Source organism: Ferrimicrobium sp., assembly GCA_022690815.1.
Taxonomy (GTDB): Bacteria; Actinomycetota; Acidimicrobiia; order Acidimicrobiales; family Acidimicrobiaceae; genus Ferrimicrobium.
Window position 1 is genome coordinate 25,072 of sequence record JALCZJ010000016.1, and the last position, 20,641, is coordinate 45,712.

Annotated in this window: 15 protein-coding genes; 6 read left to right on the plus strand and 9 right to left on the minus strand. The window is 58.0% G+C overall.

Features of this window, described 5'->3' with window-relative positions; translation table 11 throughout:
• Positions 1 to 151 precede the first annotated feature (151 nt).
• The 3 genes from cbbX to MP439_06475 are packed head-to-tail and all read right to left on the minus strand — an operon-like array spanning position 152 to position 3,019.
• Positions 152 to 1,051: a CbbX protein gene (gene cbbX, locus MP439_06465; GenBank protein MCI2975702.1), complete on the minus strand. Its 900-nt coding sequence runs from the start codon at positions 1,049 to 1,051 to the stop codon at positions 152 to 154.
• A gap of 54 nt (positions 1,052 to 1,105) precedes the next feature.
• Entirely contained in the window at positions 1,106 to 1,522 is a 417-nt protein-coding gene (locus tag MP439_06470) for a ribulose bisphosphate carboxylase small subunit (protein MCI2975703.1), read from the minus strand.
• A gap of 48 nt (positions 1,523 to 1,570) precedes the next feature.
• Positions 1,571 to 3,019 (minus strand): form I ribulose bisphosphate carboxylase large subunit, encoded by a 1,449-nt coding sequence (locus tag MP439_06475; protein MCI2975704.1) that lies wholly within the window; start codon positions 3,017 to 3,019, stop codon positions 1,571 to 1,573.
• A gap of 115 nt (positions 3,020 to 3,134) precedes the next feature.
• On the opposite strand from MP439_06475, the gene MP439_06480 reads away from it, so the two are divergent.
• From MP439_06480 to MP439_06505, 6 genes are all read left to right on the plus strand, one after another.
• Positions 3,135 to 4,040, plus strand: a complete 906-nt coding sequence (locus MP439_06480) for a LysR substrate-binding domain-containing protein (GenBank protein ID MCI2975705.1) — start codon at positions 3,135 to 3,137, stop codon at positions 4,038 to 4,040.
• A 72-nt stretch (positions 4,041 to 4,112) separates the two neighbouring features.
• On the plus strand, positions 4,113 to 5,132 hold the full coding sequence (locus tag MP439_06485; GenBank protein ID MCI2975706.1) for a fructose-bisphosphate aldolase class I: 1,020 nt from the start codon (positions 4,113 to 4,115) through the stop codon (positions 5,130 to 5,132).
• 443 nt (positions 5,133 to 5,575) lie between these two features.
• On the plus strand, positions 5,576 to 6,229 hold the full coding sequence (locus MP439_06490; GenBank protein MCI2975707.1) for a response regulator transcription factor: 654 nt from the start codon (positions 5,576 to 5,578) through the stop codon (positions 6,227 to 6,229).
• Positions 6,226 to 7,428: a GAF domain-containing protein gene (locus tag MP439_06495; GenBank protein ID MCI2975708.1), complete on the plus strand. Its 1,203-nt coding sequence runs from the start codon at positions 6,226 to 6,228 to the stop codon at positions 7,426 to 7,428. The genes MP439_06490 and MP439_06495 overlap by 4 nt, the downstream gene beginning before the upstream one ends.
• Before the next feature lie 711 nt (positions 7,429 to 8,139).
• A complete protein-coding gene (tkt, locus tag MP439_06500) occupies positions 8,140 to 11,001 on the plus strand; it encodes a transketolase (protein ID MCI2975709.1) in 2,862 nt (953 codons plus the stop codon).
• An 89-nt stretch (positions 11,002 to 11,090) separates the two neighbouring features.
• Positions 11,091 to 12,017: a phosphoribulokinase gene (locus tag MP439_06505; protein MCI2975710.1), complete on the plus strand. Its 927-nt coding sequence runs from the start codon at positions 11,091 to 11,093 to the stop codon at positions 12,015 to 12,017.
• Between the two features lie 851 nt (positions 12,018 to 12,868).
• Here MP439_06505 and MP439_06510 read toward each other — a convergent pair.
• The 6 genes from MP439_06510 to MP439_06535 all read right to left on the minus strand — a co-directional run bounded on the left by MP439_06510 (position 12,869) and on the right by MP439_06535 (position 20,469).
• Positions 12,869 to 13,921 carry a class D sortase gene (locus MP439_06510; protein MCI2975711.1) on the minus strand — a complete coding sequence of 351 codons (1,053 nt, stop codon included), beginning with the start codon at positions 13,919 to 13,921 and terminating at the stop codon, positions 12,869 to 12,871.
• 152 nt (positions 13,922 to 14,073) lie between these two features.
• The gene (locus MP439_06515; GenBank protein ID MCI2975712.1) at positions 14,074 to 14,895 is read right to left on the minus strand and encodes a glycosyltransferase family 2 protein; all 822 of its coding nucleotides are present in this window, start codon (positions 14,893 to 14,895) and stop codon (positions 14,074 to 14,076) included.
• 42 nt (positions 14,896 to 14,937) lie between these two features.
• Entirely contained in the window at positions 14,938 to 17,031 is a 2,094-nt protein-coding gene (locus MP439_06520) for a hypothetical protein (protein MCI2975713.1), read from the minus strand.
• Entirely contained in the window at positions 17,028 to 19,115 is a 2,088-nt protein-coding gene (locus tag MP439_06525) for a hypothetical protein (protein ID MCI2975714.1), read from the minus strand. The genes MP439_06520 and MP439_06525 overlap by 4 nt, the downstream gene beginning before the upstream one ends.
• The gene (locus MP439_06530; GenBank protein ID MCI2975715.1) at positions 19,100 to 19,987 is read right to left on the minus strand and encodes a hypothetical protein; all 888 of its coding nucleotides are present in this window, start codon (positions 19,985 to 19,987) and stop codon (positions 19,100 to 19,102) included. The genes MP439_06525 and MP439_06530 overlap by 16 nt, the downstream gene beginning before the upstream one ends.
• Positions 19,984 to 20,469 (minus strand): hypothetical protein, encoded by a 486-nt coding sequence (locus MP439_06535; protein ID MCI2975716.1) that lies wholly within the window; start codon positions 20,467 to 20,469, stop codon positions 19,984 to 19,986. Before MP439_06535 ends, MP439_06530 begins: the two co-directional genes overlap by 4 nt.
• Positions 20,470 to 20,641 lie beyond the last annotated feature (172 nt).

Here is a 20,641-nt window from a genome sequence, read left to right on the forward strand (position 1 = left end):
TCTACTCTCTGTCGTACACCCTGCACCCTCGACAGACGTAGCGATCAATGGACCGTCAGTCCGCTAACCAGTCGCTGTAGGATCGGACGTCGGCGCTGTGTCATGAACAAAGAGCACGATATCTGGTTGGTGATCGCATCTGGCCATACGATCAAGAATCGAGCGGCGGCTCCTCTAGGCGATCGGCATCAAAGACGCGGCTGACAGCGATATCCTCCGGCTCAATCGTCATCAGATCGAGTTTGGTTATCGACGAGCCACGCCGTTCAAAGAGGCGATTCGCCTGACGTAGGCGCGCCCGGTCCAAGGCGTTACGGACACTTCTAGCGTTCGCGAAGTTCGGCTGGATCATGCGCAGCTCGAGATAGCGACGAAATACCTGCTCCGCCTCGTCCGAGAACCGATAGTGTTGTGCCGCAAGCATGAGCTTGGCGATGGCGAGGAGCTCATCTTGTGAATAGTCCGGGAAATCCACGTGGTGGGCGATCCTCGAGGACATACCAGGGTTAGACCGAAAGAAGGTGTCCATCCGATCCTTATAGCCGGCCAAGATCACTACCAGATCTTCACGCTGATTCTCCATGACCTGGAGCAGGATCTCAATCGATTCTGCACCATAGTCACGCTCGTTCTCCGGCTTAAAGAGGTAATATGCCTCATCAATGAAGAGCACCCCACCCATCGCCCGCTTAAGAACCTCTTTAGTCTTCGGTGCGGTATGCCCGATATATTGACCCACAAGGTCATCCCTGGTCACCGCCACCACATGGCCTTGTCGGACATAACCCAGCCGCGCCAAAAGTTCGGCCATTCGAAGCGCGACAGTCGTCTTACCAGTGCCGGGGTTACCAGTGAAGCTCATATGGAGACTCGGGTGACCACCTACTAGGTCGAGCGCTGCCCGGGCCCGATCTACAAGCAGCAACGCCGCGATCTCGCGGATGCGAGTCTTGACTGGTCGCAACCCGACGAGCTCTTGGTCGAGCTCATCAAGCGTCTCCTGCATTTTGGCCGCGACAAAGAGTCCCTGAAGATCCACCTCTTCACTCACGTTTCGTCCTCCTCAAGCGCAGCAATGAGCCAGTAGTGATCGAACGTAGACACCTCAATAGCGCTCCCCCGGTGGCTGTGTGGCCGCGTAGCTAGACGTAGAGTACACAATGTGGCGCCCCTCTAGCTCTTGACGCTCGGTCGCAAAGCCAGGCTCGTCATCGGGCCGGTTCACCAGAAACGACATCCGGGGTGCCTCCCAGCCTCGGGTGGAGTCAAACGCCGTGACTCGAATGTAGCGTTTTGGGTACGCACGTCGACATTCGTTGATTTCATAGAGGATCGCCGCATGGTCGTGGAGGTCGAACATCGGCAGACCCCACATATCCCAATACGTGTTCCGAGGGTGTGGGTCGTCGGTGAACTCCACGCCGATCGCCCAATCATGGGCAAGTGCCCAGCGGATCTGGGCCACAATCTGCTCGTCAGTCAATGGAGGTAGAAATGAAAACTGGCCTTGGGTAAGGTGCATTGTCGTATTGTCCTTTCACTTTTCACACGGTGTGATTAAACGGTGTGATTAATAGGATTCGCTCGCGGTGGGCACGAAGTCAGGGGTGTCGGTTGAGGCGTAGTTGAAGGTGATATCGCGCCATGTGTCGAGAGCCGCACGGAGCTCTGGCGACCACTTTGCCGCAGCGTCTAAAATATCTGGCCCCTTGTTCCAGATGTCTTGGCCTTCGTTGCGCGCAAGCACCATCGCCTCGAGGGCAACTCTATTGGCTGTAGCGCCTGCCGCGATGCCCATCGGATGGCCGATGGTACCACCACCAAACTGCAAAATCACATCATCGCCGAGGTATGTCAGCAGCTGGTGCATCTGCCCAGCATGGATACCACCGGAGGCGACGGGCATCACCTTGCGAAGGCCCGCCCAATCCTGCTCAAAGAAGATCCCTCTAGGAAGATCGACCGGGTTGACCGATTCACGCAAAACGTTATAGATGCCCTGCACAGTGTTCGGATCGCCCTCGAGTTTGCCGACAACCGTACCAGCGTGGATGTGATCGACCCCAGCCAATCGCATCCACTTTGAGATCACGCGAAAGGAGATCCCGTGATTCTTCTGACGGGTATAAGTACCGTGCCCTGCGCGATGGAGATGAAGTACCATATCGTTGCGCCGTGCCCACTTGGACATGGATTGAATCGCTGTGTAACCGATCACCAAGTCGATCATCACCACGACCGAGCCCAACTCCTTGGCAAACTCGGCTCGCTCGTACATATCCTCCATCGTCGCTGCGGTGACATTGAGATAGTGACCCTTAACCTCACCGCTGGCGCTCTGTGCCTTGTTGACAGCCTCCATGCAGTATAAGAATCGATCCCGCCAGTGCATGAAGGGTTGGGAGTTGATGTTCTCATCGTCCTTGGTGAAATCAAGGCCCCCTCGGAGGGCCTCGTAGACCACTCGCCCGTAGTTCCGCCCCGAAAGCCCTAACTTCGGCTTCACCGTGGCACCGAGCAACGGTCTACCAAACTTGTCAAGCCGCTCTCGCTCGACCACGATGCCAGTCGGGGGACCATCGAAGGTTTTCACATAGGCAACCGGAATCCGCATATCTTCGAGCCTCAGCGCCTTGACCGCCTTGAACCCAAAGACGTTGCCAATGATCGAGGCGGTGAGGTTCGCAATCGAGCCCGGCTCGAAGAGGTCTAGGTGGTAGGCGATGTAGGCAAAGAACTGTTCTTCCTGGCCCGGGACCGCATCAACCCGGTAGGCCTTAGCTCGATAGAGGTCAGCCGCCGTCAGGCGATCGGTCCACACCACCGTCCATGTTGCCGTCGAGGACTCACCGGCGACTGCCGCCGCCGCCTCTTCAGGATCGACCCCTGGTTGAGGAGTGATCCGAAAGAGTGCGATGATGTCGGTCTCACTCGGGACATAGTCACTATCCCAATAGCCCATCTGCTTATAAGGGATGACTCCTGCCTTGTAGCGATCCTCCCCGGTCAACTCTGCCATGTCTCACTCCTTTTGCCCTGCCTGTGGGCACAAGGTAACGATAGCCAGCTTGTTCTTTCAATACATCATTTAATACCTATGAATTTACCTCTGATTGTTAACTATAATATTAACTATGACCACAACTCAACTCAAAACCCTGCTAGCAGTAGCCGAGACTGGCTCCATCGTCGCGGCAAGTCGACGACTCTTCGTGACGTCGGCGGCTGTCTCATCGGCGATGGCTGCCCTGGCTCGCGAGGTCGGCGTCGATCTCACGCAGCGAGCTGGACGAGGTCTTGTCCTTACCCCTCCTGGAGAGGTGCTGGCTGGGTATGCCTCGACCCTGTTGGGGTCCATGGACGAAGCACTGCTTCGAGCCAGGGAGGCGTGCAACTCCGACGCCTTCGTCCTTCGCATCGGTGCGGTCGCGACCGTCGGCGAAGAACTCCTTCCTCGTTGGCTCCAGGGTTATCTTGCACTTCGTCCAACCGCCACGGTGAGTCTTGAGGTCGCGAACAAGACGACACTCGTCGAACTTCTTGACCAGCATCGCGTCGACCTAGTAATCTCTGGGCGACCTAGGAACAACGACCCTGTGAGGGTAATCGCCACCAGAGGGCACGAACTCGCCCTGATCGCCAACGAGCGACAGGCCTACCAATGGTTCGGCCCCGCTCAGACACCCACCCCAGAACAGGTGGGAGCTTTGACTTGGCTGGTGCGAGAGCCTGGATCTGGAACCCGAGCTTCTGCAGAGGAGCTCATCGGTGAACTCCAGATTACGCCACCTACGTTGACGGTTGGCTCTAATCTAGCCATCAAGCGCCTTGTGGAACTTGGGCTCGGCATCGCGGTCATCTCTACTGAGTCGGTAGCCCAAGAGCTCGGGGCTGGCGAGCTGATCTCCTTGCGGGTACCACCGCTACCCCAAGAAAGAACCTGGTGCCTTGGTGTCCGAAGCGAAGAGTCACCCACCAGTGCGATCCTCGATTTCGTCAACCATCTAGATGCCTCGGGTGAGGTCAAGTTCACCCCCTAGCCCAACCCTTTGGGTGAGACACCATCGGAGAGATCAACCTAGGTTAGACAAAAACCCAAACCAGGAGGACCAATGGCCAACCAATCGACGAGCTACGTAGAGATGGTCAACACCGCTTATATGATGGTCGCCTACCCGAAGGGGATCCTTGCGGCCGATGAGAGCAGCCCAACACTGACGAAGCGTTTCGAGGCTCTCGGACTCAGTTCGACTGAGGACTCACGACGCGACTGGCGAGAAACGCTCTTCGATACCCCAGGACTAGCCGAGTTCGTCTCCGGTGTCATCCTTTACGATGAAACCTTTAATCAAGCTACGTCGACAGAAGAACCCTTTTGCGACTTTCTCAACCGCCGGGGCATGTTATGCGGCATCAAAGTCGACACGGGTGCAAAGCCGCTTGCTGGTTATGACGGCGAGCTCGTCACCGAGGGGCTTGACAACTTGGGGGCACGCCTGGAGCGCTACCACCAGGGCGGTGCCCGATTTGCCAAATGGCGCGCCGTCTTTGGCATCAAAGACGCCAAGCCAAGTGCTGCCTGCATCGCCAGTAATGCGCATGCTCTCGCACGGTACGCCAAGCTCTGTCAGACATTCGGCCTGGTTCCGATCGTTGAGCCAGAGATCCTCATGGAAGGGCAACATGATCTGGCGGTCGCTAAGAAGGTTGCCACAACTGTACTCGTAGCCGTCTTCGACCAGCTGCGTCTCTTTGAGGTTGCTATGGAGGCCATCGTACTCAAGCCATCGATGGTAACCCCAGGCGTAGCTGGGCCATCAGCTCGACCAGATGCCATAGCACAGGCCACCATCGATTGTTATCTCGATGCTGTGCCAGCCTCGGTCGCTGGGATCGCCCTGCTCTCAGGGGGCCAGTCAGATCACGATGCGACCGAGAACCTGGCTGCGATCAATGCGAAAGGATCGCTACCGTGGCCGATTACCTTTTCGTTTGGTCGCGCACTCCAAGATGCCCCGCTGCGGGTGTGGGCAAGCTCCAAACAGGATCGCCAGCTGACCCAGGCGAGTCTGATGACAAGGGTCCGGGCAGCGGCAAACACCCGCAAACCCCAAGAGCTGATCTCAGTCTGACAACCATGGAACCAGATGCCCTGCACATGCACACAAGTAGCGACAATCTCCCACCCCGTCACGACACCCTGTCCACTTGGGTGAGCTTCGTTCGGGTTAGATCATCCAACACCGCTTTGCGCCTTTGCACACAGCGGTCGCAGTACCCAACGTCGACGGCGTCTAAGCTTTGGCCACCCTAGAACCCGGAGGGTCCAAACATGGCAGAATGTCTCCTGACCACCAGCAGTTCAAGGCATACGATGATTGTTCCTCAACGGTCCACAACGACAAGGCCAACCGTGACGATCGTCGTCGGTCGAAGGACTCTCCCGATCACATTAATCGCTGGGATGTCGATCGAGGCTCTCGCTCTCCGCCACCAGAGCCAGGGCTGTGCCTTGTTACCGTGAAACGCCAACCCAAGTACGCAGGCGGCGATTACATCACCAGGAGGGGGACTAATGCACCCGATTCAACTGCTCCTCGTCGATGACCACGAGGTCATCATTGATGGTGTTCGTGCCATGCTTCGCAACTACGCCGACGAGGTGGTGGTCCTAGCGGCCGTGAAGACGACTGGGGAGGCAATGGATTACCTCGGCAACCAGTCACCTGATCTGATTCTCACCGACGCCCGGCTCAAAGGTGGCTCAGGTTTCGAGCTTTTAGAGCAGGTCGTATCGGCAGGCATTGAGGCTCCCGTCGTCTTTTACACCGCCTATGACGACGAGGCCTATCTGTTCCGGGCACTTCGTGGCGGCGCCCGTGGCTACATCCTCAAACAGGCCACTGGCGCCGAACTCGTCGGGCTCCTCACCCGTGTCATGGCGGGTGAGATCACGATTGATCCATCTATTGCCGGCCGGGTCGCCCTGCTCGCGGCGAGGCTACAGTTTGGCGAGTTTTGGCCCGGCGCACATCTGGGTCTCACGCAACGCGAGAGCGAAATTCTTGAGCTCATCGTCAAAGGAATGTCAACAAAGATGATTGCACAGAGCCTTTTTCTGGGTGAAGAGACGGTAAAAAGTCATCTATCTTCGATCTATCGGAAGCTCAAGGTAAAGTCACGCGCTGAGGCGGTCGCAGTCGCCTTGAAAGATGTAACCTTTCGATGATTCTCGAACCCGACGAACTCACCCTCTATCGCAAGCTCGCGCTCGTGCTCGCGCAGAACCTCACGCTCGACCAGCTCGCTACCCAATCGGCTCAGCTCGTGGTTGAGGCAGTTGGTGCCAGTGTTTGCTTCGTGCACCTCGTCAACCAGGAGTTGACTCGCATCGAGTTGGTTGGTGCTACCCCGCCCTTTGACACCTATCGTCGTCGCGTATCGCTCGGCCTTGGCGACGGCATCGCCGGCTGGGTCGCCCAGACCGGACAGGTTGCCGTTGTTCCTGACAAGTGGAGTGATCACCGTTATCGCTATCTTCCCGAGCTGCAAGGAGAGCGCTTTCGCGCGCTGATCTCCGTGCCGATGCTCAACGTCAACGCAACGGTGGTCGGCGTCCTCAACGTCCACTGGCAACGCGACGATGTCGATCTCGATCACCATCTAGAGGTACTCACCAGCGTGGCCAGCTTCCTCGCTGGCGCCTTCGATCACGCGCTCCTCGTGGAACAGCTGGCAGCACACGAACGCACCTTAGAAGGGTTCACCCAACAGCTGATCGACGCCCAAGAGGCTGAACGACGCCGCATCCAGCTTGACCTCCACGATGGCGTCCTTCAGCAGGTTCACGCTGCTTACTATCGTCTTGAGGCGATCAAGGCCGCTCGCGGGCTCGACGAGAATGAAGTCAGAGATGTCCGAATTGCCTCAGAACTGCTTCGATCCAGTGCCGAAGCGATTCGTCACATTACTGGAGACTCAGCTCGGCAAGTCCTCGACGAACTTGGCTTTCCAGAGGCCGTTCACACCTTGGCAACCTCATATCCGGACTTCTCCGTCGTCGTCACGGATCGAACCGATCAGCTCGAAGGGACCCTTGAACCCACACGAGCGCTTGCAACCCTGCGCATTCTTCAGGAGGCCCTCAACAACGCCTGGAAACACTCCGGTGTCCATCAATGCGAACTCCGCCTCACGACGATCGGTGGAGACCTCGTGATTGTTGTCCGCGATCGTGGCAATGGTTTCGATCTTGAACAGACGACGTTGGCGACCAGCCTCGGAGTCCGAGGCATGCGTGAGCGTACTCGTATGATCGGCGGTCACCTCGAACTCTACTCAACTATGGGAGAGGGCACGCTGGTGCGTCTGCGTCTGCCGCTTGTCGCCCATGCAGTCGAAGGCACTGGTTTGCCCAGGCGTCGATGAATAGTTGACGCCAAACGGGCACACAGACGCCACGTCGCTCGCGGAGTTTCGGCACATGGCATCGCCACTGGCCTCACCCCAACCATCACCCATCTTGGGGAGGAGAGAGCCGACACGTATCCGCTAGGTTGGGATGACATTGATGAGCCAAGGGGTGATGGCAAAGATGAACGCACAGCAGCCGCTCGATTACACACATGAAGAGCGCGCTCCTCATCAGGGTGACGATTTACCAGTCATCGGAGATAATGCCACGACTCAAGCGCCATGCCGGCACGCACAGGCCTCGTCCACACGACCCCCATCCCAGCACCGAGACACGCAACATCAAGGCGCTGGGCATCAAGCAGATCACAACATGGCTGAACTCCAGTGGCCGCCGACACACGGGGTTCAGGTGGCCCCATCAAGGTACACGTATCGTCACACGGGATACCCGGGCACAGTGACCACCACTCTTGAGATCTTGGGTCGTGTAGCGTTAGCTCGACGCAAGTCATATCCAGGGGTGCTCGCTCAGGCTCTCGCTCACCCGTGCAACGTTACTTCTCCGAAGCTTCCTACATCTGCGACAGCTCCAGGCCAGCGTCACATGCCGCCCACGGCCACCATCGCGCAGGCCTCATCACCAACCACCATCACGAGGCGGGAACGATGCTCAACCTGGTGCCAGCACGCAGAGGAGCATCCCCACGTACAAGGAGTTCGCACATGAAGGCACTCGACCAGCGCGCCATCACTACCGTCCGCATGCTCGCCATCGATCAGGTCGAGGCGGCCCAATCTGGACACCCGGGGATAGCGCTTGGCCTCGCACCCATTGCCTACACCCTCTTTTCACGCATCATGAACTTTGATCCCCTGGACCCCACCTGGCCTAACCGTGATAGGTTCGTCCTCTCCCCTGGTCATGGGTCCGCGCTCCTCTATGCCCTCTTGCACCTGTTTGGCTATGATCTTCCCATCGACGAGCTGAGGCGCTTTCGCCAGCTCGGATCCAAGACCCCCGGGCACCCGGAGTATGGTGTAACACCCGGGGTCGAGACTACCACCGGCCCGCTCGGTCAGGGACTGGCAACCGCCGTCGGGATGGCGATCGCCGAGGCGAAGCAACGCGCAATGAGCGATGGCGTCATCGACCACCACACCTTCGTCTTGGTCTCTGACGGTGATCTCATGGAGGGAATCAGTCACGAGGCCGCCTCCCTCGCTGGTCACCTGCGCCTCGGTCGCCTCATCGTTGGCTATGACTCCAATGACATCACCATCGATGGTCCACGGCACCAGTCGTGCACCGATGATGTGGTCATGCGGTTTGTGTCCTATGGCTGGCAGGTACTCACGATTGCAGACACTGAGGATGTCGAGGAGATCGAACGGGTCTACCGCGAGGCCATGGCCGACGAACGTCCCACCCTGATCGTGGCCCCAACCATCATCGGACGTGGCGCACCCACCAAAGAGAACACCGCAAAGGCCCACGGGGCACCCCTTGGTGCCAGCGAGCTTGGCGCCACCAAGGCTGGCTATGGTTGGCCTGATGAGCCGACGTTCCTCGTCCCTGACGAGGTGAGGACCTACGTTGACCAACAGATCGCGGCCAAACGGGTAATCCATGAGAGCTGGGAAGAGGCCAATCCAACTGGGGGTGTCACAGCTAGCACAACCGTTGATGCCAGTGACATCACCGTGACAACCGAGCCCGTGGCGACTCGAGTGGCATCTGCGACCTATCTGGCTCGTGTCGCCGCTCATGACCCAACGCTCATCGGGGGTTCGGCTGACCTCGCCGAGTCGACTGGGCTCAACGTCGGTCTTGTGGCGATCACTGCTCGGGACTTCTCCGGGTCAGTGATCCACTTTGGCATCCGCGAACACGCGATGGCTGCTATTGCCAACGGGCTTGCGCTCTCGGGCTATTGCCCATACGTCTCGACGTTTCTGGTCTTTTCCGACTATCTGCGTCCAGCACTTCGTCTCAGTGCCCTCATGGGCCTCGGGGTCATCTACCTCTTCTCCCATGACTCCTTCGCCGTTGGCGAGGACGGGCCAACCCATCAGCCCATCGAACAGCTCGAAGCACTGAGGATCATCCCAAATACTCAGGTGTTGCGCCCAGCCGATGCCTTTGAGACCTACGCCTGTTGGGAGCTTGCACGAAGCGAACGCTCCCGACCCACCATCTTGGTCCTGACGCGCCAACCACTCCCTCAGCTTCCAAGCTCCGAGTCGCCCACTTGGCTCGTAGACACCGGTGCGAGGGTGGTCCACGATACTGAGAACAACCCAGAAGTCGTCCTGGTGGCTTCGGGATCGGAGGTAGCGCTCGCAATCGCGGCTGCCAAGATTTTGAAAGACGAGGATGACATCGACGCCCGGGTCATCTCCGTGCCCCATCGTGAGCGCTTCTTGGGTATCGATCCAAGAGAGCGCGATCTTCTCGCCCCGACTGGGATCCCTCGCCTCGTCGTTGAGGCCTCGGTCGGTACCGGCTGGCATGAGTTCCTAAGTCCCGGCGACCGACTCTATGGCATCAACCGGTTCGGCGCCTCCGCCCCGATTGACGACGTGGCCGCCTATCTTGGCTTTACCCCTGACAAGATCGCCGAGGCAGCTCTTGATCTCGTCGTCGAGGCCTATCGGCTTGGCCAGCCCTCGCATCTGGTAGCTGACCTACTCAGAGCCACGGAGGCGGCGGCCTGTGCAACCCTTGACGAGGTGGGGCTTGGCGACAAGAACCGAGCTGATCAAGCGGCGGTGTCAGCGATGCGCGAAGAGCTTGGGCGCCTCCCGGTCTTGGCCACCGTTATCGTCGGTGAGGGTGAGAAGGATCATGCACCCATGCTCTTTGTTGGCGAGCGACTCGGTACCGGTACGATCGACATCGATCTTGCCATCGACCCGCTCGAGGGGACCAACTTTGCCGCCTCCGGCAGGGAGGGGGCAATTTCGGTGATCGCCGCTGCCCCATCGGGGGGACTACGAGCTCTACCGGGATACTACCTTGAGAAGCTCATCGTCGGGGAACGAGCCGCTGGGGTCATCGACCTCGATCGCCCACTCCTGGAAAACGTCAAGCGGGTCGCGAGTCGCCTCGGACTCGGCGTCGGGGAGACCACCGTTGTGGTTCTTGCAAAGCCTCGACACGCAACTCAAATCGCAGATCTTCGCGCTCATGGGGTACCGGTACTTGAGATCTCCGATGGCGACGTCATGGCCAGCCTGAGGGTCTTGAGCGGAGATCCCAATACCGCGATGCTCTGGGGGATCGGTGGAACACCTGAAGGCGTGATCTCAGCGGCAGCGACACTCGCACTCTCGGGTCAGATGCAGGCCAGGTGCGCTCCCCAAAGTGAGCAAGAGGCTACGACCGTGGCAGGCGTCTACCCTGACTACGCGACCCGGTGCTTCGAAGCTAGTGAGTTAGCACATCCGAGCTCGATCGTGGTCGCGACCTCGGTGAGTGGCGCCTACCCGTTGGCACCACCTCGAAGCGTCGGTGAGTTTACTTACCTCGAGAGCCTGTGGATTGGGGAGGGGCGATATGGGATCATTCGGCGCCTTGTTCCATAGCGCATCCGCGACCCACACGGCAACCGAGAAGACCGCGCTGCCCAGCGGCACCAAAGATCATTAGCAGCCCACGTCATCAAGGAGACCTCATGCCCCATCGAATAGCAGCGATCCAAAAACTACTCGCCACCGAGCCTCATCCGCCGAGGGTCGCCATGTTGGCAATCGGTGGGGACTCGGCTTCTGGCAAAACGACCCTCACCAAAGGATTGGTGCAGGCGCTCGGCAAGGACCGTATCACCTCATTTTGCACGGACGACTATCATCGCTACGACCGCCAGGAACGCAAGGCCCTCCCCTTCACCCCACTCAATCCCGAATGTAACTATCTGAAAATCATGGAGCAACACCTCCAGCTCCTAACACTCGGACAACCAATCCTCAAGCCCAAATACCACCACGCTGATGGGACTCTCGGGCGGCCCGAGCTGTTTACACCAAGCGAGATTGTGATTGCGGAGGGACTATTCCCTCTATGGTCAAAACTCTCACGAGCCGCCTTTGACGTCACGGCCTACCTTGACCCACCCGAGCCAATCCGTCGCGAGTGGAAGATCGCCAGGGACACCAGCAAACGAGGCTATACCAAGGAGCAGGTCCTTGCGGACCTCGAAAAACGTGAATCCGAGTCCGAAAAATATATCCGTCCACAGCGTGCCCATGCAGACCTAGTCATCTCGTTTGCTCCAGTCGAGGGCCGCGATCGTTTGAGCGCGACGATCTTGCTGCGGCCGACGGCGCCGCACCCCGATCTTCACGACATCCTCACTCCCTCCACTCGAGAGGCCGCTCACATCAAGCTCATTCGAGACCAAGATGGCAAGCCAGTTGATGCGCTGCACGTCCATGGGCACGCACCGGAGTCGGTCACTCGCATCGTCGAGGAGAAGCTGTGGGAGCACATCGGCCTCCCAGGCGAGATCCCCGAGAGTCTTGGGCGTATCAGCACGAGCGAGCGATCCGCCCCACTGGCGGTAGCTCAGCTCATCCTCTTGCACCATATGATCCAGGTATAGATGATCGGAGCGGGGATCCTCAGGCTCGAGACGCAAAGTGTCGATAGGCGAACCAACGACAAAGCCGCGATAACCTGTCTGCCACGCTGCTAGCTGCCCCGGGACCATTTGCATTGGGTGTGACTCCCGCAGCGGAACATTATGCGGCCAACAGGATTGCCTTATGGACGTATGGAACCTCGTGCACTTGGTACCGTAACTGTCGAGATGGTATCTCCAGCGCTCGTCGAAGTCGCTGTTGCGTAAGGCGCGCAGCTTTAAGATCGCATCTTCCTCACACTCCCATTGGCGAGAACGTGCAATGCCAGCAGCCGCCATACCGGCTTTCCCTTGCCAATACATAGTGTGAATTCTCACTATGGAGCTTCTCGTTCTCCGAAGCCTCGGGGCTCCGGTACGGGACGGCCCTCTGCGTAGGCCTCCAAATTGATGGCTATCACGACGGCACCAGCTGCCAAGTGAGCGATAAGTTCGCGGACTCTCCATTGTACGCATGCGGTCAACGCCCAAGCTAGCGAAGCGTCCAGGGACTCAAGGAAGGCTGAGGCTTCGATGTCAAAGTTCCGGCAGGTGAGAAGGTGCGATTATTGATACTCATGGATTAGACGATGACTGACAGAGCGTTCGGGCTTCCCCGAAGTGTTGTGACTTTCCACAGATTGACAGCGTCAACCGGGTCTAGTGCTATCGATCGTGAGGCATGGAATATGTTCGTGTATGAACCACTTTTCAACCGCAACCGGAACTAGTTTGGGTGCGGTTGATAACAGCTTCACCGACTCCCTGGCCAAATTGAGAGCTTCCGCCATGACGGCAAAGCCGGACCTCATTCGCATTCCCCACCGTCAACCTTAGCTGACGTGCAGACCATCGAGTTCCACAGACCTACCGGTCACCTTAAACTCCTCGATGACTGTGACTGGACCATGAGCAGTGTCAAGTGCCACCGTAGCACTTCCCGCAATCGCCCGAATGCCAATAGCATTTTCAGTCAGATCAGCGAGTGAGGCGAATCCGGAGTATCCATCAGCCAGCGGGCGAACGGCACTGGCCGGTTGGTGAGTCAAAGCTGTTAGCTCGCTCACGCCACCTGCACGTGATGCATGCAACAAGGCTATCAGCCACGTTACCTCCGCACTTGCTAGAGAATATGGGCTACTTGAGGCGGTGAATGACGGAGAGGGATTACCAACAATAGCGAACGAACCCATTGGGAGATCATTGGCGACGAGGGACAGATTCTCATCGGCGATGGACTTCACAATTCCGACGGCTGTGAACCGTTGCTGCGCAGGGATAGCTGGCGTTCGCTCAATCCGAACCGATGAGACTAGCGTTGCACCAACAAGGTATCGATGAGGTGTCAAATACAAGGCATTGAGTGGCCAACAGGCCTCCAAGACGATGCTCGGGGAATGAGTATTCAACACCGGCGCGCCCACCTTTACCACTTCATGCCACGCAACCCGATACACCTGCTGGGCTGTCGGTGTATCTACTTCGACGAGATCCCCCCGACGCACACCGCCAAGTCCGGAAAACCAGCTGACATTGTGGGCGGCCAAGATCGAGGTTCCCGCCTGGCCAGGCATCACGCTCGTAGCAAGGTGACCCACGGCCACATCGAGAACTGAGTCATTCGTACCCTGCTCAACTGGGGCAGCCAAACCAAGACTGGGAATTCTGAGTAAGGCTAAAACCCCGGAGGGCCACGGCTTCGCCACACCTGCCGCAACGACCGCACGAACCTTACCGCCGCCAACGACAGCGGTGCGGGTGTAGAAGAATGCAATGCGTCCAGCCAAGAACAGACCACCCAGAATGGCCAAAACGCCTAGTGAGATGAGGACCCGACGCGACGCACTTAGCCGAGCCGAGCTATGCCTGCCGCGGCGTGCACTCATTCCCAATTCACCGTCGACACTTCACAAACTCCAATAGAGTGACACTAGCATACGCGCTCCGTACCGGTAGGCTAATGGCCTCACGATCGTTCTTTGAGTCACAGTGCAGCAATCGTCCATAGACTCCTCTCTTGACAGGGAACACCTCCACACTACTTCGACGCTGCCTTTACTAACAATGAAGATGGAGTCCGCAATTCACCAATAGCAGTGAAGACCCCACGAGGCCGACCATGCAGCGCACGATGCCCAGCCAACGAGACGCCGAGGACACCAAGTCCATAACGTATCGAGCGCCAAAAATTGATTGACGATGCATCGCTCATATATCGCGTTGGACAGGACACTTCGCCAATCGCCGCTTGCGCAACAATCGCCAGCGCAAGCGTCTGGCTGTCGAATACAAAGTCGTCTGAAAGATCATTCAATGGCAGCATGGTCAGCACCTCTCGCGACCACGCACGCAAACCCGTGTGATACTCAGAAATTTTCTGCCCTAGAAGCAGGTTCTCGATTGCGGTTAATACTCGATTGGCGCCATAACGCCACCAGGGCATCCCACCCTCTTTGGCACCACCACCCAGGATCCGTGAGCCAAGGGCTACGTCGTAGTGTCCGGACGCAACAAGTCCAGCAAGCGCTGGAATCAGGCGAGGAGAGTACTGGTAGTCCGCGTGTACCATTACAATGATTTCGCCGCCTAGTCGTAATGCCTCCGTGTAGCAAGTCTTTTGATTTGCACCATACCCAGCGTTGGCTTTATGTCTAACAACAGATACGCCGCAAGCATTCGCCAGCTCAGCCGTCGCGTCACCACTAGCATCGTCCACGACAATGATCTCGTCCACGACCGAACGATCAATCTCGGTGAGGGTACGCTCGATCGTACGCTCAGCCCGATACGCTGGAACCACGACGATCACCCTCTTGCCACTCAACATTTCACCACCTCCCAAACCAATATCTTTTCTCAAGTCGTATTCCATCTTGGCTCGCGCGGCCAGCAACCATGATTCCTAATTAACGCTCTGAACACCTTCGAACATGGCGGTGTGGAGAACCGACTGGGCTTCCTGTTGACTCCCCAACCAAACCCCAGATGACGTTACCGTTGAGCCTGGGTCCACAGCAACTCGTAACTCGAAGGCATCCAGCGGAACCGGGGGCACAAAACGTGTCACAAATGGCGCACTGCCGTCACTGAAAATTTTGGTGGAAGGCGTAAGCCTTGGGGTCCTAAATGGAACCACCACGGTCTCGTTGCCAGAGGTCGAGCCCAAATAGCGCTGAGCAACAAGCTGACCAGCTGGATCATCCCATACCTGGATCGATGCAGCGCCCCGGATAGAAAGTTCTACAATCGCCTCACCGTTACTTCGTGGCGGTAAGTCGACTGTATAGCCCTTGACCAGTAGTCCAGGGGTACGTGATGTGAGTGAACAGCTCGATATCGACCCACCAGCTTGGGACCTCGGGCTGGTAGAACCATCAGGATTCCTTGCACTAGAAAACAGGTCAGGACAGACACCGGTCGCGCTGGAATCAATGGTGAGTCGCTGCTCCCCAGGTCCCGGCATCCACTGCACCCAATACACTGGTCCAGGGAATACCCTCAACCTCGCGCCGGGCAGCTCCGCTACCTCACTCGCCGCCTCTGTCAGCGAACCAGGCGCACAGGAGTTGACGCCCGTCTTGGGCGCCACCACGAAGTTGACGGTTCGTCCAACGGTCGGGATGGTGCCAGTGCCTCCACACGGAAAGAACTGTAGCAGTTGGTGTCGGACCGCAAAATCGCCGATGGTCCCATTCGGCACCACCAACTCTTGTCCCACTGGTATGCTCGCCTCGATCGCCGCCAGTGAGCTGCCCGTCGGACCCATCGGCGCGATTGCCCTCACCGAGGCCACAAGTTGTGGGGCGAACACCAGCGCCCAGCCGAGCGACCACGCAACAACCGCCCCACTCATGAGCCCTACAACCAGGAAACGACGATGGCGAGTCACCCACAACAAGCCACCCACCGAGCCCAGCAACACCATATCCGAGACAGGGACCGTCTGAAACAAGCCAGCATACGCGAACAACGATGGCGCCAACCAAGCAGCTAGCCCCACCGATACCAGCGCACCAATACCTTCGGGGGTCAACGCCCCAATCAACCCGGCGGCGCCGAGCAATGCCCAGGCATCGGGCAAGTGCTTCCCTAGTCGCACCAACACTGGAGCGGGATGTCTAAGGACACCGACAACGAGACCAACGATGCTATGCGCGCCAGGGGCGAGTGCTCCATACAGACCTAGTGCCCCACCCCAAGCGTCTGGTGGTAGCAGCGTGCCTGGCGCAGTTGCGACAACTAGCCCAACGACGAATAGGACAACCGCCACCTGCCAACGCCGACGCAACAGGGCTACGGCCGCCAAGCCAATCACCACTAGGCCGCCGGTATCTCCGGTCATGACTAGTACAGTTACGATGACCATAAGCCAGCCGGAACGACGTCGTTCAAGCGCGATCGCACCGAGCACCATCAGCAGACCCTGAAGCGCTTTATCGTGATAATCAAACTGAGCAGACCAGTACAACCAGATGTCGAGGCAGGCCAACGAGGCGGGGACCACCACCACCAGGATGCGGGTGGGTCCAGCCAGGCCCGCTTCGCGAGCACGGACCGCCGCGTAGGTGGCGACTATTGGCCCAATCAGGGCAAGAGGCAACGCCTGGAGCCCGATGAGTAACAACCACTTCACCGGCAAATGCGCGATGCCGACAAGTAAATACGCTAGTGGCCAGGTTAACACGTCGTAGTGATTGTGGAGAAAGGGCGCTAGATTAGTTCCGATAACAAACGTCGGATGATAGTCACCGCGAGCGATTGCGCCATAGGCGCCCGCATCCACCGAGTAGTCCCAGCTCAATGCACCCTGTGATCCGATACGGACCTCTTCGAGGGTCAATACAAGGAACTGGAGCGCTCCAAGCCCCCAAGCAGAACGAACGACTGCATCCTGTTGGTGGAGCCAGGCATTCAACCTGCCACAGAACCTCTGCCTTGCGAGGTTAAACGAGTCACCTAGCTTTATCCGGTCGTGTCGTTGTTGGAGATCCGTCATCGTAGGTGACCCTTTACACCGAAGCGAATGGGGACCACCTGAGAATAGCCATACGGGTAGAAACCATCGGTTGAGACCAGATTAGCCTCGTAGCTGATCGGGTCAACTTCTCGCGCATCATCAACGACGCGAAACGTTGCGACGCCATTGGGGCCCGTCAATTCCTCTACCGGGGTGGCTCCAGGCGCCGACTGATTGATGGACGAGCTCCCATACAGCAGACCCCGCTGGGCATAGACAACCTGACCAAGGTACACCGGGACACCGGCTTGGTGTACCCGTTGATCGAATCTGTTCAGCAACTCAGCCCTCAACAGTACTGGCTGGCCAAAGCGCACCGGTTGATTGACCGCGGAGGGCACCAGCGCAACATGTAAAAGTCCGGGCTGATACAGCGGACTTGGTGCCATCGTCCCTTGCGTCAGCGCAACAACCTGGAATCCCCCGACAATCGAGGGCTGTGAGGGGAAGTTTGGCGCCGCTATCACCACTGTCCCAACGGAGTGAGGTGCGATGCGAGCCGGCCCTGACAGCTGAACCCATGGAACGCTAAACGAGCCTGCGAGCACGGCAACATACCGGGGTCGCAAACTGGCTCCCGATCGGTTGTCGACCGAAAGCTTGACCTGATCGACCGTCGCCAGTTGGCCGGATGTATGCACTCCTGTGATCTGCACCGACAAGGGAGCCGGCGAGAGCGCCCATCGCGCGAGGAGCACAACGACAAGAGCTGCGAAGCCACCGAGTACCAGACGCAACCGCGACCACGCTGGGACGTATGGACCATTCGGCCATCGTCCTAAGGCGACAAGCGCAGGTGGAATAAGGTTGACAAAATACGATCCAAACGAGCGCGTCGCAAAGAACAGCGCAACCACCGGGACAAGAAATGCCAACCAGGCGGTCCGAGGCCAAGTGAGCCATGCCACGACAAGCCCACCGGCAAGAATCACGAAGGACAACACACTCAGCCAACCCAGTCCACCGCCACCTATGCCGAGCGACAGGGTTAGTGCGACCAGCCCTTGGCCGGCCGGCACGACCGACGAGTTAAATGGTGTCAGCACTCCGGCGAGCCAGGCCCGACTATCCCACAGAATAAATGGGATTTGCCAGACGAAAAACAGGATCGCCGTTACTAGGACGAACCACAACAAGCGGCGCCAAGCCACCGTCCATCCTTCCCGATCGGCAACCGCGCGTAAGACAATGATGGCGAGAAAGGGAGCCACCAGCCACGGTGTCTGCTTGACCGCCATGGCGCAGCCCAGAAGCATAGGTGCGAGCCAGCCAAAGCGTCGATGCTCAACGAATCTTCCAAGGAGTGCGGCAACGCCCACCAGCATGGGGACAAAGACAGCGTCCGTGACGCCACCTACAGCGTATGCGATATAAGCCGACAACGAAACCAGGACCAATACGAGCGGTCGCCAACTCCTCGGCACTGCCAACCACATCAAGACGATGGTCACCGCCCAAGCAATTACGTCGACAATTTCACCAGCTTGAGCGTGTATTCCAGCTAACAATAGGGGAACGTAGGCCAGAAAAGCAAGAGCGGGGTAAGACAGCGTCGTTACCGGCAAACCGTTGTAGCGAAGCGTGTAGGCATCTGGTGATACCTGGTAACGGGCGAACGCAGCGCCCAGAGACACCTTATAGGGATCAACCCCGGCCAGCAAGAGATGGGCAGCGTATTGATCGAACGCAAGTTCATCAGTCGCATAGGCTGGCGCGATCAATATCTGCTGCCAAGCCCAGGCCAAGAATGCGATGACCACCAGTCCGACCACCACGAGACGTGCCCACCTCGCAACGGAATGTGAACTGGCCAACCATGGCGCACTTACCATGACCGCAATGCCTGCTGCTATCAATAATGGCTCAGCTAGCGCAAACCAAGCATTTTCCTGAAGGCCAGTGCCGAAACGGAGCCCCCAAAGCACCAGCACCGCTCCCAACAGCACCCACGCACCAAACCCATCGAGGGCAACCTTGCGCACGAGCGTTGATCTTGGAACTGGCGGATCAGAGCTTTCTTCCGATCCTTTGGGCGCCACGAGCGTCGTCACGACAGTGGCCATTCCTGTACGTTCGATGAGGCCGCGACACTAGCAAGCTCCAGTAGATGTTGGCCACCGAGGCTGGGTTGCAACGTTACCGCTCCGGCCGGTGCCGGTAGCGCACGTAAGTCTCGCTGTGTGTTCAGATCAACCACAGCCACGTTACGCACATCACGCCTCCCTTTAAGGACATATAGTTGCGTGCCGTTAGGAGCTAACGTTAGACTGGATCCAGAGTGACCGACAGGAAATCCTCCAATCTCCTGGCCAGTCGCCGAAGCGTAGACGCTCACCGTCCCACTGGAACCAAGACCATAGAGTTCGTGTCCATGGGCTGAATCCACGACCGCTACCGTGTTACTAGCAACCGGAATTGTCGTGGTCGCAACCCGTGTGGTGGTGTCAAGGATCGCGACGGCTCGCGAACTTTGCGTCCCTTCTAGCACAAGGATGCCGTTCCCATTTGTCGCAAGTGCTAACGAGATGACAGGCCCAGCCACCGGAACTGATGCGACAACATTCCTCGAATTGCTATAGAGATCAACCGCACCAACGCCTTGTCCACTAAGGCCAACCGCAATGATTCCATCCGGGAGCTCTGTAACCGAGTCAGCGAGCGCCGAGACGGAGTAACTTCCAACCTCATGATGCGTGGCAAGATCGTATATGAAGACTCCCTTCGTCGATGGCGTGCCAGCCAGAATCGCGAAGGTGCCATTCGCTTGAAGTGGGCCTAACGAGACTGCCCCCGAGGACACCGGAACTATTGCCGTGGGTTGTGGATGCGTATCAGAGACACGCTGTGTCGCCGTACTTTTTGCCGACGACCCACAGGCGGACGCAACGAGTCCAAGACCCACAACGATCGCACCAACCCTCCCGAAAAGCTTCACGCGTGTCGTCGTGCCACCAGAACAACGGATGAGCCAGCAACGATCAAAAATGCCGCGAGAAGTCCTTCAGACAAGAAATTCTTCCCAGTAACTGGAGTGGTGGCCCCGGGAACTACCGCAGTCGAGGTCGGAGATGCAATTGCAAACCCAGGATCACTGGTGATGGAGACCACCGCCTTCCCGCTCGTGACTGAGGCATTGGAAACAACAAAAGGGCTCCCGGTGGAAGGGAACTCAATCACTTTAGAACTCGATGTAATCGAACTTGACGTGATGGACACCAAGATTGGAGCAGCGAACGTTGCCGTCAACGGTTGTCCAGTCGACGGATTGACCACCTCAACCCCGACACCCGCACCTAACGAGTAACTCGCCAAGCCCAAAGAACTCAGGGAGCCTGTCAAGTCAGAGAGCTTAGGCTCGGTGATCACGAGCTCAACATTCTCATTGCCAAAGGCGCCAGGCGGAACGGACGCAGTCACATTTGATCCATTCGAGGTTGCAGAAAACACCTGAGTTTTCGTCGAAGGACTAACCTGCTGACTCAAGACCGTCGTTTGGAATCCAGCCGCAGGAGTCGGGGCAGCAGGGGCAGTTGGTGATGGGCTACCACTAGCCCAAGCAACCGATCCCGCACTCAGAACAAGCACGCAT